Below are 15,833 nucleotides of genomic sequence, written 5' to 3'. Positions count from 1 at the left end.
AACGCCTTTGCAGCGCGCATAAAAAAGCGCGCGACACCGTTCCTTTTGAGAATGACATCACGCGCAAAGGGCGCGGATCTTCCGGACCCGCGCCCGCTCGCTGCTACTACAAGTACAACGCTGTTGCATCGCGGTGACTGGCTCGGGTCGAGCCAGTCACGCTGTTTTGCCTTACCAGTGCATGCCGGCGCCGACCGACGCGCCGAACTGACCACGCGAGTCGGAGGTGCCTTGCACCTTGTAGACCCATTTGCCGGTTTCCGACAGTTGCGATACACCAATTGCAATCGCCGACTGGCCGCCATACGTGCCCGCAGCCATTGCCACCATGCCGTGACCCGGCAACACGGCTTGCGGTAAGCCAGCCGCCGCGAGTGCCGTCGCCGTACCGCCGTATGCATCGCGGCGAGCCGAGCGGATCTGGTCGTCGGTGTAGCTGTTGGCCTGACCGACCGCGCCGCTCATGCTCTGCTGCAACTGGTTGACGTTGACCGCGTCCGTGCCTTGCACGCCGGCTGCCACGTTGGTGATCTGACGCTCAGCACCCGCCGCGCCGACCGACACCGTGTTCGCCCGATCCGCGACAGAGCCTTGACCCAATGCCACCGAGTTGTCCGCGCTGGCATTGGCGTTTGCGCCGAGTGCTGTTGCGTTGTTTGCGCTTGCAACCGAATTCGCGCCGATAGCGACAGCGTTGGTACCCGTGGCTTGTGCGTTCGCGCCTGATGCGACGGAGTGCGTACCGGTTGCCACCGCGCCTTCGGTATCGCGATTGCCTTCGGCGCTGAAGAACGGGTTGGCCGAGTTGACGGTAATGTTGCTGACCGCGCCGTTGATGGCCGCGTTCAACTGACCGAGGTTGACCGCGTCGTTTGCATCCACGCCGTCGGCGACATTGTGGATCGCGGTGCCCGCGTCGCCGCCCAGCGTGACGCTGTTCTTGTTGACCGTGCCATCGGCGTTCTGGTCGTACATGACCGCGCCGTCGAGTTTGGCTGCGGTGGCGGCGCCCTGGTCGCTGACGGCTTTCAGTTGGGCGACGTTGACCGCGTCGGTGTCGGCGGTGCCGGCTGCGACGTTGGTGATCTGACGTTCTGCGCCTGCTGCGCCAACCGATACGGTATTTTCGCGATCAGCGACTGAGCCTTGACCGAGGGCGACTGAATTGGCCGCAATAGCGTTCGCCTTGTAGCCGAGGGCGGTCGAGTTGTCGCCCTGCGCCGTGGAGAGCGTGCCGACAGCGGTGGAGAAATCGCCTTGTGTTTGCGAACTTGTACCAGCGGCAAAGGATGCTTTGCCTGACGCTTCGGCGAAGCTGCCGATCGCGACGGCGTGATCGCCGCTTGCGATCGCATCGTCGCTACCGTCATTGGCGCCGTTTGCCTTGAAATAACGCGATGCGCCGGCCGTGGCGGCCTGCAACTGGCTGACGTTGACGGCGTCGGTGGCCTCGGTGCCGGCTGCGACATTGGTGATCTGGCGTTCGCTGCCCGCCGAGCCGACGGAGACAGTGTTTGCACGATCTGCCAGCGAACCTTGGCCCAAGGCGACAGACCCTTCCGCGGATGCGACTGCGCCTTGCCCCAGAGCAACGGAGTCGGTGGCGCTGGCCGTTGAAAAGGCGCCGAGCGCGACACTGCCAAAATCGCTGGCGGTGGCGCCTGAGCCCAGTGCGACCGAACTGTCGCCGCTGGCTTCGGCGTGCAGGCCCACGGCGGTTGCGGTCAAGCCGCTAGATTCGGCGAGGTTGCCGATCGCGACTGCCCCCGTCGTCGCGGCGCTGGAGTTCGCACCCAGCGCTATTGCGCCGTTGCCTTCAGCGTCGGCAAGCGTGCCGACAGCGACGGAGTAATCGGCGATTGCCATGGCTGTCGCACCGCCTGCGAACGAACCGACGCCGGATGCCGATGCGTTGCTCCCCACCGCAGTGGCAGCCGTGGTGCCCGCCAACGCCTTGCTGCCGATAGCGACTGATGTCGTGCCGAGCGCTTGCGCGTCGTCCGAGCCGTCGCTGGCGCCAGTTGCCTTGAAGTAACGTGATGTAGTGGCGGTGGCGGCAGCCAGTTGGCTGACGTTGACGGCGTCGGTGGCCGCAGTGCCGGCCTTCACGTTGGTGATCTGACGCTCGCTGCCCGCAGCGCCGACGGAGACGGTGTTTGCGCGGTCGGCCACCGAACCCTGACCCAATGCGACTGAACCGTCTGCGCTGGCGTCGGCATAGTTGCCGAGTGCGACGCTGCGGGATCCCGTCGCGGACGAATTGCTACCGATCGAAGTGGAGACCTGACCGTCGGCGACGGAATCGATCCCCACCGCCGTCGCAAGTTGACCATTCGCCGCGGCGCTTGAGCCGATTGCGACGGAACCAAAGGCAGTGGCGCTGGCGTTCGCTCCTGCTGCAACCGCGTTCGTACCGCTGGCGGCTACCGCGTCGTCCGTACCATCGTTGGCGCCGTCGGCTTTGAAGTAGTGCAGGGTGCTGCTTTTGGCGACAGCGTCGACCTTGCCATCGACCGCGCTGAGTTGGCTCACGTTGACTGCATCCGTCGCGGCCGCACCGGCTGCGACATTCGTGACGCGGCGTTCATTACCTTGGGAGCCCACCGAAACTTCACCTGTTGCGGTAGTGCCTGCGATTGGCGCAGACGTTGTACCGTCCAACAGTTTCGGTGCATAAGCTGCAGCACCCAGATCTGCGGCCGCGGTCGAGTTCGCACCCAGCGCGACGCTGTTCTCTGATGTGGCCTGCGAGTTGTACCCCAGCGCGACCGAGTTTGCGCCATTCGCCACGCTATATGCGCCGACTGCGGTTGCTCCGGCTGCAGCTGATGTGGCCCAGCCCCCGAGGGCAATACCGGATTCGTTCAATGCCCATGCTGCCGTGCCGGCCGAAACAGCACCTTGGCCCATTGCGTGCGCGTTGCTGCCGAACGCAATGGCGCCTCCAGCGGTTGCCATTGCCCCATAGCCGACGGCAGAGGAGCTGTCACCTAAAGCTTGGGCGTTAGCGCCGGCCGCGACTGAAGCCTGTTCACTCGCCATCGCGCCGCGATCTACGCCGTTAGCTGCCGGCGTGGCCACGAAGTGATCTGGCGTTGTCTGTGCGTGCGCGATCGATGCAGCACCCATCAACGCAGCCCCAGCCAACACCACCTGCGCCATCGCCAGCTTCCGCGCCGTGCCGCGCTTCGTCTTCGACCGTGCCGTTTCCGACGTGGCTACCCACGTTCCCGTTGCTTCACACCAAACCGATTTGTAAATCTTGTTCATGTTTTTAGAAAACTCCGCGGAATTACGAGCGTGGACAGTGCGTGAAAGCATTTTGATTCGGAGGGAATGTCATCGCCCCCAATATGTCGCGCACAAAATAAAACATGTCGACCGCGGTTTCTCCGTTGTCCGTTTTTTCGTGTCCTGCTGAATTTTTCGCGCGTCCGAATCGCATGCGTCACGCTCTTAAGTCCACAGGATTAAGTGCATGAGCGATGATCGGCGGGATTGTCAGGCGTGGCGGGGAAGGGGCGGAATAAGCCAATTCCTAAACGATTAAAAATAAATAATACATTGTAATTTAATTTGATTAAATGTTATTTGAATGTATAAAATTAGGGGATGTAAAGATAAATCTTAGTTTGTCTTATTTGATATTTAAAAAATTAAGAATGTAATAATCCGTTATTTTGATTAAAATAGTGGCATTGAGAAAATCAGATGAGGATTTTCTTACGCGAAGCTGACCTTATGTCAGCAGTGCGGTGGAATGCGCTGACAGTCTCGTGCCCGCATTCCGCCTGTTTACCGTTTTCCCCCACGGGTCATACCCGCATCCACGTCAACCGCGTGCCCCGGCAAACGTTCTACAATGATGGTTGTTCTCCGAAGTGAGTTTTCATGCGTAAATTTTTTCTTCCCGGCTTGACTGCCACGTTCGCCGCAGGCGTGGCGCTGGTCGCCGCCGCAGGCTTTTTTTCTCCGGCGGCCCACGCCAATAACGTGATCGTGCTCAATTCAGGTGAAGCCACGCTGAGCCTGATCGACGAGGCGACCCGCCAGGTCGTCGGCACGGTGCCGACGGGCAAGGAACCGCATCACCTGATGGCCACGCCGGACAATTCGTCATTGATCGTCGCCAACTCAGTGTCGAACAACCTGATGTTCGTCGATCCGAAGTCGGGCCAGGTGCAGCGCTGGGTCGAAAACATCGAGGATCCGTATCAGATCGGCTTTTCGCCTGACCGTAAGTGGCTCGTCACCACCGGGCTGCGTCTGGACCGTCTCGACATCTATCATTACGACGGCCAGAAGAATCAGATGGCGCTGGCCTCGCGTCTGCCGCTCGCGGTGATGCCGAGCCACATGGCGTTCACCAATGACAGCAAGACGGTTTTCGTCACGCTGCAGGTTTCGGGCGAACTGGCCGCTATTGATCTGGCCACGCAAACCGTCAAGTGGAAGATGAAGGTCGGCAAGGTACCGGCCGGCTTGTGGATGACACCGGGCGAAAAGTACCTGCTGATCGGCATGACCGGGTCGGATTACGTCGCGGTGGTCGATTGGCGCAACCAGAAAATCGTCAAGACGATCCAGACAGGCAAGGGCGCGCATAACTTCCGCTCGCTGGCTGACGGCAAGCATGTCGCGGTGTCGAACCGTGTCGCGAGCACCATCAGCATCATCGACGAAGACACGCTCACCAACGTCGGCGACATCACCGGTTTGATGCCGGGGCCGGACGACATGGAACTTTCCGCCGACAAACGCTATCTGTGGGTTACCTTCCGCTTCGCGAAGCACGTCGGCATCATCGACCTGAACACGCGTAAGCTGATCCAGACGATTGCCGTCGGCCGTTCGCCGCACGGTATCTATTTCTTCAATCGCGCGCCGGTCACGGCGCCGAACGGCGCATGATGCGGTAATCAGCGAACCGTCAGGAATGAAGTAACAGGCCAGTACCATGTTCCATCTGATTTTTTCTTCACTCGACAGCTTCGTCTCGGCCCTGCAGACGCTGCTGTATGTCGACGTGGTGCAGCCGTTGCTGTTCCGCTTCAATCTGATGGACTACGACGAAGATACCTACGACAGCCTGTATTGGGTGATCGTCGGCGTCGTCGAGGTGCTGGCGATGTACGCGGTGCTGCGCCCGCTCGAGGCGCTACGCCCGGTGGAGCGGTGGGAAAACCGCAAGGCCGTGCGGGTCGACGTGATCTATACCTGGATCGCCAAGCTCGGCATCCTCAACCTGTTCTTCTTTTTTGCGCTGCAGCCATTCTTCGACACTGTTCAGGCCTGGCTGCGTCTGCACAACATCGCGAACATCGAATTCGACAATCTGTGGCCAGGCGTCACCACGCAGCCGCTCGTCACGTTTGTGATGTATCTGCTCGTGCTCGATTTCGCCGGTTACTGGTACCACCGGTGGGAGCATCGCATCGGCGTGTGGTGGGAACTGCATGCGGTGCACCACAGCCAGCAGCAGATGTCGCTATGGTCCGACGACCGTAACCATCTGCTCGACGATCTGCTGCAAGCGTCGTTCTTCGCGGTGATCGCATTGGTGATCGGCGTGCCGCCGTCCCAATTCGTTGTGCTGGTGGCAATCACGAACCTGGCGCAGAGCGTGCAGCACGCAAACATCCGTCTGTACTTCGGCTGGCTCGGCGAGCGCCTGCTGGTCAGTCCGACTTTCCATCGCCGTCACCATGCGATCGGCTACGGCCACGAAGGCCTGACGTACGGTTGCAATTTCGGTGTGCTGTTTCCGTGGTGGGACATGTTGTTTCGCAGCGTGTCCTGGAGCCGGGAGATGGAGCCGACCGGCATCCGTGACCAACTCGAAGGCCGGCGCTACGGTGACGGTTTCTGGGCGCAGCACTGGCTCGCCTTCGTACGCATCGCCGGACGTCTTTCGCCGAAGCGACGCCGCGCCGAAGGCAGCGACGCCGCGCCAGTTTGAGCATTCTTCCTCCCACGCTGCCGGTTTTCCCGGCGGCGCGTCACGTGGTTTATCCTGTCCACGTTTGCGCGCACGTTCCTGGTTCGTTTTCCGATCCGCATTCCGATCTGTTTGCCGGATCCTTCGCCTGTTCGTCGCGCTGTTCCCCTTATTCCATCGTTTCGTTCACCGGCACTGGCACGTATGAATGATCTGTTGCGCTCGTTCGGACGTGCGCTCGCAAGCGCGCTCCACCCGCGCATGCTCTGGCTGACCTTCCTGCCGTTTCTGGGGGCGACGCTCGGGTGGGGCGTGATCCTGTGGTTTTCCTGGCAGACGCTGATCGGCGCTACCCGCACGTGGCTCGAAAGCTGGTCGTTCACGATCACGCTTTATCGTCTGTTCGACTGGCTCGGTTTTTCAGCGCTGCACACGGCGATCGCCCCGTTTATGGTGATTGCAATGGCGATTCCGCTGATCGTTGTCACGGTATTGCTGTTGATCGCCACGCTGTCGATGCCGGCCGTGATCCGCTTTCTGTCGGCTCGGCAATTTACCGGACTCGAAATGCGCCACGGCGGAACGTGGTACGGTAGCCTCGGCCAGGCGTTGTGGACCACACTGGTCTGCCTCGTGCTGCTGATCGTCACGTTGCCGCTGTGGTTGGTGCCGCCGTTCTTCGCGCTGATTCCGCCGCTTCTGTGGGGCTGGCTGACGTATCGCGTAATGAGTTACGACGCGCTCGCCTTGCATGCCACGCGTGAAGAGCGGCGCGAGCTGGTGCGGCGCTTCCGGCTGCCGCTGCTGTTGATCGGCATCGCGAGCGGACTACTGGGCTCGCTGCCTACGCTGTTGTGGGCGTCGTCGGTCTGGTTGATCGTACTGTTCCCGGTGATCACCGCGGTGACGATCTGGATTTACGCGTTCATCCTCGTGTTTTCGGCGCTGTGGTTCGGCTACTACTGTTTGCGCGCGTTGCAACGCATGCGCGCGGAAGAGCACGGTCCGCGGCACGCGGCACCGGTTCCTTACTGATGAATTATTGACTAAGCGAAAGAGGCGGCAATGGCATTTGGCGTCATCATCATCGGCGACGAAATCCTGTCGGGCAGACGCATCGACAAGCATCTGCCGAAGGTCATCGAATTGCTGGGCGCGCGCGGGCTGTCGCTCGGCTGGGCGGAATACATCGGCGACGAGCCGGAGCGCATCACGGCAACGCTGCGGCGCACGTTCGCATCGGGTGACATCGTGTTTTCCACGGGCGGCATTGGCGCCACGCCGGACGACCATACCCGCCAGTGCGCGGCAGCCGCGCTTGGCGTGCCGCTCGAACTGCATCCGGAGGCCGCGACGCTGATTCAGGAGCGCATCCGCGATATGTATCCGGCGAACTCGGCTACGCCGCTTGATCTGGCTTCGCCGGAGAACCGGCATCGTCTGAATATGGGCACGTATCCGCAGGGCGCATCGATCATTCCCAACGGCTACAACAAGATCCCAGGCTTCTCGATCAAACAGCACTACTTCGTGCCGGGTTTTCCGGTCATGGCGTGGCCGATGATCGAGTGGGTGCTGGATACGCAATACGCTCATCTGCACCACGCGATGCCGCACGCTGAAAAGTCATTACTGGTCTTCGAGTTGCCGGAGTCGCGCCTCACACCGTTAATGGAAAAGATCGAACACGATTTTCCGGGCGTGAGGGTGTTCAGCTTGCCGAGCGTGGGCGATGCGGAGCGCGGCGGTGTGTATGCGCGGCATCACATCGATCTGGGTGTGAAGGGCGAACCGGAAGCGGTGGCAGCGGCCTTCGTGAAGCTGCGCGAAGGCGTGCATCTGCTGGGCGGCGACATTGTCGAGCTTGAGGCGGCCGCGGCTAAACCGCGCAGTTGATCAGCCCAACACGCCAGACTTTGTTCGGGTGCACTCGCGCCCCGTGGCTAGCTTATTAAGACTCAATGCATCATCGGCCTGTCACATGCAGCGCCGACGATGCGTCTAATCGTTCCTCCCATCGTCTTGCGGCACCCTCAAGTGTTCTTATGCGCCGGCTTGGACGCGCGGCCGGCGAAAGTACCCTTGCCGCGCCGATAGCAGTACGCGCACGCAGGCGCCGCTGCAGCGGGCAGCAACGTTCAGGCCGCCAGCCAGCACTCAGGCGCCAATCCACGGCAACCCGCGAAAGCACCAGCCTGACACCGTCTTCCGATGCCCCTGGCCGTCCTTATCGCCCTCGAAGCCTTCCAGCAGGTCATACGCCTTGGTAAAGCCGGCCTGGGCGGCGGCGATCGCGGCGAGCTTCGACCGCGCGGCGCTGCGGCACAAAAACAGCACGGGTGTATCGGGCGAGGCCACCTGGCTGAGTTGCTGAAGGAATTCCTGGTTCGGCACGGCGCCCGGATAACGCGTCCACTCCACATGCGCGTATTGCCCGTCGCCCATAACCGGCCGGCCGACCCAATCGAGTTCGGCGCGGGTGCGCACGTCGACGAGACGCGTGCGCGGATCGAGTTGCAGCAGTTCGAATGCTTCGGCGGGCGATACCGCGCCCGCATAGGGCAACTGGTTCTCGGTGCGGCGCTTGTCCGCCTGGGTGTACAACTGTTCGAGCGTGCTCATGAGCGCAAATCTCCTTCGGACCAAATGACCATTCTAGCGCGCGGCGGGCAGGGAGCATGCCGTTCAGAGGGGGCGTCTCGGCCGTGTGGAGCGAGGAGGCGGGCGCCCAGTAATGGTGCGTTTTTGCGAGAATGCACCAAAATAGAGATGTCAGCAGTTGCGGATTTTGCGAGCGCACTAATTCGGTGCGTAGCGCGACACAAAGATTTCAGGGCTGCATGCTGTTCGGTGCGCTCATTCCCCGCAAATGCGCGCGCAGTGCGGTTTTGCGCCGGGTTGGCGCATGCATGGCACAGAAGCTGCTTTATTGGTGCCGATCGATTTGCTCCAGCAGGCTTTTATGTTCGCCCTCAACGATACAGGGGTGGACGGGCCGGAGCGGGTCAGCTAGATTGGGCGGCGGCTGAATCCGCCGAATTCGTTAATCAGGAGATAGGTTATGAGTAAATCCGTGGCCGACGTCATTCAACTCGTCAAAGACGAAGACGTCAAGTTTGTCGACTTCCGTTTCACCGACACGCGCGGCAAAGAGCAACACGTTTCGGTGCCGGTGTCGGCATTCGATGAAGACAAGTTCGAAAGCGGCCATGCGTTTGACGGTTCGTCGATTGCCGGCTGGAAGGGCATCGAAGCATCGGACATGTTGCTGATCCCGGACGCGAACACCGCCTTTATCGACCCGTTCTATGAAGAGTCGACCCTCGTGCTGACGTGCGACGTCGTCGAACCGGCTGACGGCAAGGGCTACGAACGCGATCCGCGTTCGCTCGCAAAGCGCGCTGAAGCGTACCTGAAGAGCACGGGTCTGGGCGACACGGCCTTCTTCGGTCCGGAACCGGAATTCTTCATTTTCGACTCGATCAAGTGGGGCACGGATCAGTCGGGCACGTTCGTCAAGATCGGTTCGGAAGAAGCACCGTGGTCGTCGTCGATGGACTTCGAAGGCGGCAACACCGGCCACCGTCCGGGCACGAAGGGCGGCTACTTCCCGGTCGCTCCGGTCGACACGTTCCAGGACATCCGTTCGGAAATGTGTCTGCTGCTCGAACAGATCGGCATCCCGGTCGAAGTGCATCACCACGAAGTTGCGGGCCAGGGCCAGAACGAAATCGGCACGAAGTTCTCGACGCTGGTGCAACGCGCCGACTGGCTGCAGCAGATGAAGTACATCATCCACAACGTCGCGCACACGTACGGCAAGACGGCAACGTTCATGCCGAAGCCGGTGGTCGGCGATAACGGTTCGGGCATGCACGTTCACCAGTCGATCTGGAAAGACGGCGCGAACCTGTTCGCAGGCAATGGTTACGCAGGTCTGTCGGAATTCGCGTTGTTCTACATCGGCGGCATCATCAAGCATGCTCGTGCGCTGAACGCGATCACGAACCCGTCGACGAACTCGTACAAGCGCCTCGTGCCGCACTTCGAAGCACCGGTGAAGCTGGCTTACTCGGCTCGCAACCGTTCGGCATCGATCCGCATTCCGCATGTGTCGAACCCGAAGGGCCGCCGTATCGAAACGCGTTTCCCGGATCCGATGGCGAATCCGTATCTGTGCTTCTCCGCGCTGATGATGGCGGGTCTGGACGGCGTGCAGAACAAGATTCACCCGGGTGAAGCTGCCGACAAGAACCTGTACGACCTGCCGCCGGAAGAGGATGCAAAGATCCCGACCGTGTGTGCCGGCCTCGACCAGGCGCTTGACTCGCTGGACGCGGACCGCGAATTCCTGACGCGCGGTGGCGTGTTCACGGACTCGATGCTCGACGCGTACATCGAACTGAAGACGGGCGAGTTGCAACGCTATCGTCAGTCGGTGCATCCGATCGAATTCGAAATGTACTACTCGCTGTAAGCGGCAATGGCGCTTCGCCCTTCAAATGGCGAAGCGCTTTGCCCGACGCTCGCGATCGGTCACAAAGGGACGGCGGCGCCGTCCCTTTTTTGTTAGACCCGAATTCGTTTGCAGCGTAGGGGCAGCAATAAAGCAGAACAGTAGGCAGCGCAATAAGCGGTACACCTGATTTATCACCATCTCCTATCGGCCAGACTGCAAGATGGTTCTGAAGAATCTGATGAAGGCAAGAAAAGGGCACGAGCAGACGCTCTCGGACGACGCCCAGTTGGTGAGTTCCGGGTTGTTGCCGGGCTTCGAGGCATTACCAACGGTCGTGCTGGTGCTCGAAAAGCGCACGCTGCGTGTGGTGTTTGCGAACCCGTCGGCGGAATCGATGCTGGAGCTTTCGCGAAAGCAACTGACGCAGATGGCGTGGCAGGACATTTTCTCGAATGCCGACGAACTGGTCGCCACGATTTCCGCGATCGCCGCCCACCGTTTTCACGCCACGCATCTGGACGCCGTACTCGAGCGTCCCGGCCACGAGCCGCTGCATGTGCATGCGATCGTCGGCTTTCTGGAGAGCGCGCAAGACTATGTGCTGCTCGAATTATTCGAAAACGAGCGGCATTTACGTTCCGACCGCGAGGAACGCATCAACGATCTCACGGCCGTCAACAAACAACTGATCCGCAATCTCGCGCACGAGATCAAGAACCCGCTTGGCGGGATTCGCGGCGCGGCGCAACTGCTCGAGTTTGAACTCGGCGAGCGCGAACGGGACGAGTTGCGCGAGTACACGCAAGTCATCATCAAGGAATCGGACCGGCTGCAAACGCTGGTTGATCGCTTGCTGGAGCCGCACCGTCATCCGCATATCGTCGGTGACGTGAATATTCACGAAGTGTGTGAGCGCGTGCGTCAGGTGATTCTCGCGGAGTTTCCGCGCGGTCTCACGATCGAGCGCGATTACGACGTGAGCGTGCCGGACCTGCGTGGCGACAAGGAGCAACTGATTCAGGCGCTCCTGAATATCGTGCGCAATGCAGCCGAAGCGCTGCGTGAACGCATCTCGCAAGGCGACGCGCGCATCGAATTGCGCACTCGCATTGCGCGCAAGATCACCGTGTCGAAACGTTTATGTAAGCTGGCACTGGACTTGCATATCATTGACAACGGCCCTGGCATTCCCGAGGAAATCCGTGACCGCATTTTCTATCCGCTCGTATCAGGGCGGGAGGACGGTAGCGGTCTCGGTTTGACGCTCGCGCAGACCTTCGTGCAACAACACGACGGACTGATCGAAGTGGAAAGCCGGCCGGGCCATACCGAGTTTCAGATTCTGCTGCCGCTCGACTGCTAACACCAAACGCACCGTGAGAAAACGCCGGGCCGCCCCAAGTTTTCTCACCCCCTTCGGGGGGCCTGGCGCGAAGCGACAGGTTTGGGGGCGCTCTTAAGACTTCTGACCGACCTATATGAAGCCGATCTGGATAGTAGACGACGATCAATCGATTCGCTGGGTGCTCGAAAAAGCGCTCGCCCGCGAAAACTTCGCGACGCGCAGCTTCGCGAACGTGCGCGAGGCTTCCGCGGCGCTCGATCACGACAGCCCTCAGGTGCTGGTGTCCGACATCAGGATGCCTGGCGGCTCGGGTCTCGAATTGCTGCAAACCGTCCGTGAGAAGGTGCCGGGTTTGCCCGTCATCATCATGACGGCGTTCTCGGACCTGGACAGCGCGGTTGCCGCGTTCCAGGGCGGGGCGTTCGAGTACCTCGCCAAACCGTTCGACGTCGACAAGGCGGTCGAGCTGATCCGCCGCGCGGTCGACGAAAGCATGCGTGGCGAACAGACGTGGGACGACCGCGTCGCCGATGCACCGGAAATGCTCGGCCAGGCGCCGGCGATGCAGGACATGTTTCGCGCGATCGGCCGGCTGTCTCATTCGGCGGCCACCGTGCTCATTACCGGCGAATCAGGCACCGGTAAGGAACTCGTCGCGCGTGCATTGCACCGACATAGCCCACGCGCGAACGGTCCCTTCATCGCGCTGAACACGGCGGCGATTCCGAAGGATCTGTTGGAATCCGAACTGTTCGGCCACGAGCGCGGTGCGTTCACCGGTGCGCAGGCCATGCGTCAGGGGCGCTTCGAGCAAGCGGAAAACGGCACGCTGTTTCTCGATGAAATCGGCGATATGCCGTTCGATTTGCAGACACGCCTGTTGCGTGTGCTGTCAGACGGGCAGTTCTATCGCGTCGGTGGGCACAATCCGTTGCGCGCCAATGTGCGCGTGATCGCGGCGACGCACCAGAACCTCGAATCGCGCGTGCGTCAGGGCCTGTTCCGCGAGGACTTGTATCACCGGCTCAATGTGATCCGTTTGCGCTTGCCGGCGTTGCGCGAGCGCAGTGAAGACATTCCGTTGCTCACCCGCCATTTCCTGCAAAAAAGTGCGCGCGATCTGGGCGTGGAGCCGAAGCGCGTGTCCGAAGAGGCGCTCGCTTATCTGGCATCGCTGCCGTTTCCCGGCAATGTGCGTCAACTGGAAAATCTCGCCAACTGGCTGACGGTGATGGCGCCGGCGCAGACCATCGAGATCAAGGATTTGCCGCCTGACCTCGGTCCCACGCAAGCGGGCCTGACTGATCTCTCCGGTGGTGTTGGCGGGATGATCGGCACGGGTGAGGCAGCCCTCGCGGGTGGCGCGCCGATCAACGGTATTGGCGCGGCTACGCATCCGGCTACCGCCGCCGGTATGCCGGCCGCGACTACCGTAAACGCCTGGGAAGGCGGCTTGCGCACCGAAGTCGCGCGGATGTTGCGTGAGAATGCGGCCGACGTCATGGACGAACTCGCACGCCGTTTCGAAGCGGCGGTGATTCGCGAGGCGCTGGATTTCACGCGTGGGCGTAAGGTGGAAGCAGCGGAGCGGCTCGGCATCGGTCGTAATACGATTACGCGCAAGATTCAGGAGCTCAATCTCGAGCCCTGAAGTGTGTTGTCAGCCGGGGTAGCTTGCCAGCCGCCCCGGCAGTTGTCGCTTAGGCCGCTCGTTCGGCCATCTCATGGATAAGTTCCTAAGCCGCCTCTCCAGCGATCTCTTCAGCTGTTCCGGCGCGTGGCATCAAAGGCCTTCGGGCTCACGCAAGGCATAATCAACGCTGTTTTCATTCGACAGCTGACGATGCCCGCTTCTCCCGCTACTTTCTCCTGGCCGCTTTCCCCCGATACCTTTCTGTCGCTCGAGGCACTCGACGACCCTGACGCGCTCGCGTGGGTCGAAGCGCAGAACGACCGCACGCGCGCGGCTTGGTGCCGCAGCGCGGAATTTGAGTCGCTCAAACAGCGGCTTACCGACGCTTATCTGCCGCGTGAGCGTCCGGTTATTCCCGATCGCTGGAAGGACTGGGCCTACGATTTGTGGCAGGACGAACGCAATCCCAAAGGCATCTGGCGGCGTACGACGTGGGCAGCCTGGCGCAGTGGCGCGCCGGTCTGGCAGAACCTGCTCGATTTCGACGCGCTCGGTGCAGCCGAAGGCACGCCATGGGTCTGCGCCGAACTCGACATTCTTTATCCGGACGGCGATCGCGCATTGATCACGCTGTCGCCGGGTGGCTCGGATGCGCTCGTGGTGCGCGAGTTCGACATCGACGCGCAATGTTTTGTCGACGACGGTTTCGTGATCGCGAAGGCCGGCAAGCACACGGCTTCGTGGATCGATCGGGATACGCTCTATGTCGGCTGGGACAACGGGCGCAAGACGTTGACGCGCTCCGGCTATCCGCGCGAAGTGCGGCGCTGGACGCGGGGCAGTGCGCTGGCCGACGCGCCGGTGGTCTTCAAGGGGGCATTCGGCGACATCGGCGTGGAGGCACACTACGATCCGATCGAGCAGCGGCATGCCGTGGTGAGCAGTGTCGATTTCTTCGATTCGCAGACGTACTACCTCGATAGCGCCGATGGCACTGCAGATGGTGCTGGTGCGGCCAATCGTGCTGATATTGTCAATGCCTGGAAGCAATACGACGTGCCTTCGCACGTCGCGGTCGGCGGCTGGCAGGGTTGGCTGCTGCTCGAGCCGCGCCTCGATTGGGACTGCAATGGTGTGCGCTATCCGGGCGGTTCGTTGCTGGCGATCCGCGAAGCGGCATTCTTGCACGGCGAGCGTGACGTGGTGCCGCTTTTCACGCCGACATCGCAAACCTCCGTCTGCGAGTGGGCGCACACGCGCAATTACCTGATCGTGTCGTACCTGGAAGATGTGCAGAGCAGGACCGCGCTGTGGATCCCGTCGCAAGCGGCCGATCAAACCTGGCACTGGCATCGACGCCTCTTTCCATCGCATGACGACGTGCAGGCTGACGTCTCACCGGTCGAGCCGACGCTGAACGACGAAGTATTCGTCGATACCGACGATTATCTGCAGCCGCCTGCGTACTGGCTCACCGATCTTGCCCGGGACGACCTGACCGACTGGGAGTTGCTGGACCGCTGGCCGACTCAGTTCGATGCGACGCCGTTCGCCGTGACGCGTGGGCACGCGGTGTCCGCGGACGGCACGCGAGTGCCGTATACCGTGATCGGACCGCGAGTTGCACAGCACACCGGGCAAGGGCAGACGGCGCAGCCTGTGCAGCAGACGCGCGAGCAAACGCATGGACAAACACACGAGCAGACACACGAGCAAGCACGCCCATGCCTGCTCAACGGTTACGGTGGCTTCGCGATTCCGTTGCTGCCGGGTTATCTGACCGGGCAGGGCATCGGCTGGCTGGAGCGGGGCGGCGTGTATGCGGTGGCGCATATTCGCGGTGGCGGCGAGTTCGGCACAGCGTGGCATACGGCGGCGCAGGGCGAGCATCGACAGCGCTCGTTCGACGATTTCATCGCGGTGGCCGAGGCGCTCATCAGCACGGGCGTGACCAGCGCGGCGCAACTCGGCATTCAGGGCGGCAGCAATGGCGGCCTGCTGGTCGCGGCGTGCATGGTGCAGCGGCCCGAGTTGTTCGGCGCTGTGGTGTGCGAGGTGCCGTTGCTCGACATGAGCCGCTATCACCTGCTGCACGCGGGCGCGTCATGGATCGATGAATACGGCGATCCGGACGAACCCGACGAAGCGCGCGTGCTGGCCGCTTACTCGCCTTATCACCGCGTGAGCGCGGACGTGGCGTATCCGCCCGTACTGTTCACCACGTCGACGGCCGACGACCGCGTGCATCCCGGACACGCGCGCAAGATGGCGGCGCGCATGCAGGCGCTGGGCGCGGAAAGGGTCTGGTATCGCGAGAACACGGAAGGGGGTCACGGCGGCTCCGATGAACTGGAGCAGGCCGAGCATGACGCGATGGTGTTCGAATTTCTGTGGCGCTGTTTGAACGGGGCGGCGTAGGCCTTTTGAAACAGGCGGACTGTCGTCCAGCGTGAGGCCT

The 15,833-nt window shown here is 61.5% G+C and carries 10 protein-coding genes; 8 read left to right on the top strand and 2 right to left on the bottom strand.

The features are described 5' to 3' along the window. Positions 1–171: 171 nt before the first annotated feature. On the bottom strand, positions 172–3,270 hold the full coding sequence (locus tag PQR40_RS04275; protein ID WP_408508485.1) for a YadA-like family protein: 3,099 nt from the start codon (positions 3,268–3,270) through the stop codon (positions 172–174). A 621-nt stretch (positions 3,271–3,891) separates the two neighbouring features. Between PQR40_RS04275 and PQR40_RS04270 the strand changes: the two genes are divergently transcribed. From PQR40_RS04270 to PQR40_RS04255, 4 genes are all read left to right on the top strand, one after another. Then, on the top strand, positions 3,892–4,911 hold the full coding sequence (locus tag PQR40_RS04270; RefSeq protein WP_408333386.1) for a YVTN family beta-propeller repeat protein: 1,020 nt from the start codon (positions 3,892–3,894) through the stop codon (positions 4,909–4,911). 46 nt (positions 4,912–4,957) lie between these two features. Then, a complete protein-coding gene (locus PQR40_RS04265) occupies positions 4,958–5,959 on the top strand; it encodes a sterol desaturase family protein (RefSeq protein ID WP_408227343.1) in 1,002 nt (333 codons plus the stop codon). Between the two features lie 183 nt (positions 5,960–6,142). Beyond that, entirely contained in the window at positions 6,143–6,973 is an 831-nt protein-coding gene (locus tag PQR40_RS04260; RefSeq protein WP_408227340.1) for an EI24 domain-containing protein, read from the top strand. A gap of 30 nt (positions 6,974–7,003) precedes the next feature. Further along, a complete protein-coding gene (locus PQR40_RS04255; protein WP_408227337.1) occupies positions 7,004–7,834 on the top strand; it encodes a competence/damage-inducible protein A in 831 nt (276 codons plus the stop codon). Positions 7,835–8,095: 261 nt separating this feature from the next. Here the strand turns inward: PQR40_RS04255 and PQR40_RS04250 are convergent, their stop codons facing one another. Then, a complete protein-coding gene (locus PQR40_RS04250; protein WP_408227334.1) occupies positions 8,096–8,560 on the bottom strand; it encodes a rhodanese-like domain-containing protein in 465 nt (154 codons plus the stop codon). A gap of 439 nt (positions 8,561–8,999) precedes the next feature. Here PQR40_RS04250 and glnA point away from each other — a divergent pair, with 439 nt between their 5' ends. The 4 genes from glnA to PQR40_RS04230 all read left to right on the top strand — a co-directional run bounded on the left by glnA (position 9,000) and on the right by PQR40_RS04230 (position 15,793). Continuing rightward, complete coding sequence (gene glnA / locus PQR40_RS04245) at positions 9,000–10,415, top strand: type I glutamate--ammonia ligase (protein WP_408227331.1); 1,416 nt, start codon at positions 9,000–9,002, stop codon at positions 10,413–10,415. A 202-nt stretch (positions 10,416–10,617) separates the two neighbouring features. Then, positions 10,618–11,760: a nitrogen regulation protein NR(II) gene (gene glnL / locus PQR40_RS04240; RefSeq protein WP_408227328.1), complete on the top strand. Its 1,143-nt coding sequence runs from the start codon at positions 10,618–10,620 to the stop codon at positions 11,758–11,760. A gap of 115 nt (positions 11,761–11,875) precedes the next feature. Further along, positions 11,876–13,393 carry a nitrogen regulation protein NR(I) gene (gene ntrC, locus PQR40_RS04235; RefSeq protein ID WP_408227325.1) on the top strand — a complete coding sequence of 506 codons (1,518 nt, stop codon included), beginning with the start codon at positions 11,876–11,878 and terminating at the stop codon, positions 13,391–13,393. Positions 13,394–13,585: 192 nt separating this feature from the next. Then, positions 13,586–15,793 (top strand): prolyl oligopeptidase family serine peptidase, encoded by a 2,208-nt coding sequence (locus PQR40_RS04230; protein WP_408508484.1) that lies wholly within the window; start codon positions 13,586–13,588, stop codon positions 15,791–15,793. Positions 15,794–15,833 lie beyond the last annotated feature (40 nt).

The organism is Paraburkholderia sediminicola, assembly GCF_046026855.1.
GTDB classification, from domain to species: Bacteria; Pseudomonadota; Gammaproteobacteria; order Burkholderiales; family Burkholderiaceae; genus Paraburkholderia; species Paraburkholderia sediminicola_A.
This window is presented reverse-complemented; position numbering and strand designations above follow the sequence as displayed.

Excerpts from the sequence above, each read along its gene's own strand:
- PQR40_RS04230 (WP_408508484.1), top strand. The coding sequence starts at position 13,586 with ATGCCCGCTTCTCCCGCTACTTTCTCCTGGCCGCTTTCCCCCGATACC.
- PQR40_RS04255 (WP_408227337.1), top strand. The coding sequence starts at position 7,004 with ATGGCATTTGGCGTCATCATCATCGGCGACGAAATCCTGTCGGGCAGA.
- glnA (WP_408227331.1), top strand. The coding sequence starts at position 9,000 with ATGAGTAAATCCGTGGCCGACGTCATTCAACTCGTCAAAGACGAAGAC.
- PQR40_RS04265 (WP_408227343.1), top strand. The coding sequence starts at position 4,958 with ATGTTCCATCTGATTTTTTCTTCACTCGACAGCTTCGTCTCGGCCCTG.
- glnL (WP_408227328.1), top strand. The coding sequence starts at position 10,618 with ATGGTTCTGAAGAATCTGATGAAGGCAAGAAAAGGGCACGAGCAGACG.
- PQR40_RS04260 (WP_408227340.1), top strand. The coding sequence starts at position 6,143 with ATGAATGATCTGTTGCGCTCGTTCGGACGTGCGCTCGCAAGCGCGCTC.
- PQR40_RS04250 (WP_408227334.1), bottom strand. The coding sequence starts at position 8,560 with ATGAGCACGCTCGAACAGTTGTACACCCAGGCGGACAAGCGCCGCACC.
- PQR40_RS04275 (WP_408508485.1), bottom strand. The coding sequence starts at position 3,270 with ATGAACAAGATTTACAAATCGGTTTGGTGTGAAGCAACGGGAACGTGG.
- PQR40_RS04270 (WP_408333386.1), top strand. The coding sequence starts at position 3,892 with ATGCGTAAATTTTTTCTTCCCGGCTTGACTGCCACGTTCGCCGCAGGC.
- ntrC (WP_408227325.1), top strand. The coding sequence starts at position 11,876 with ATGAAGCCGATCTGGATAGTAGACGACGATCAATCGATTCGCTGGGTG.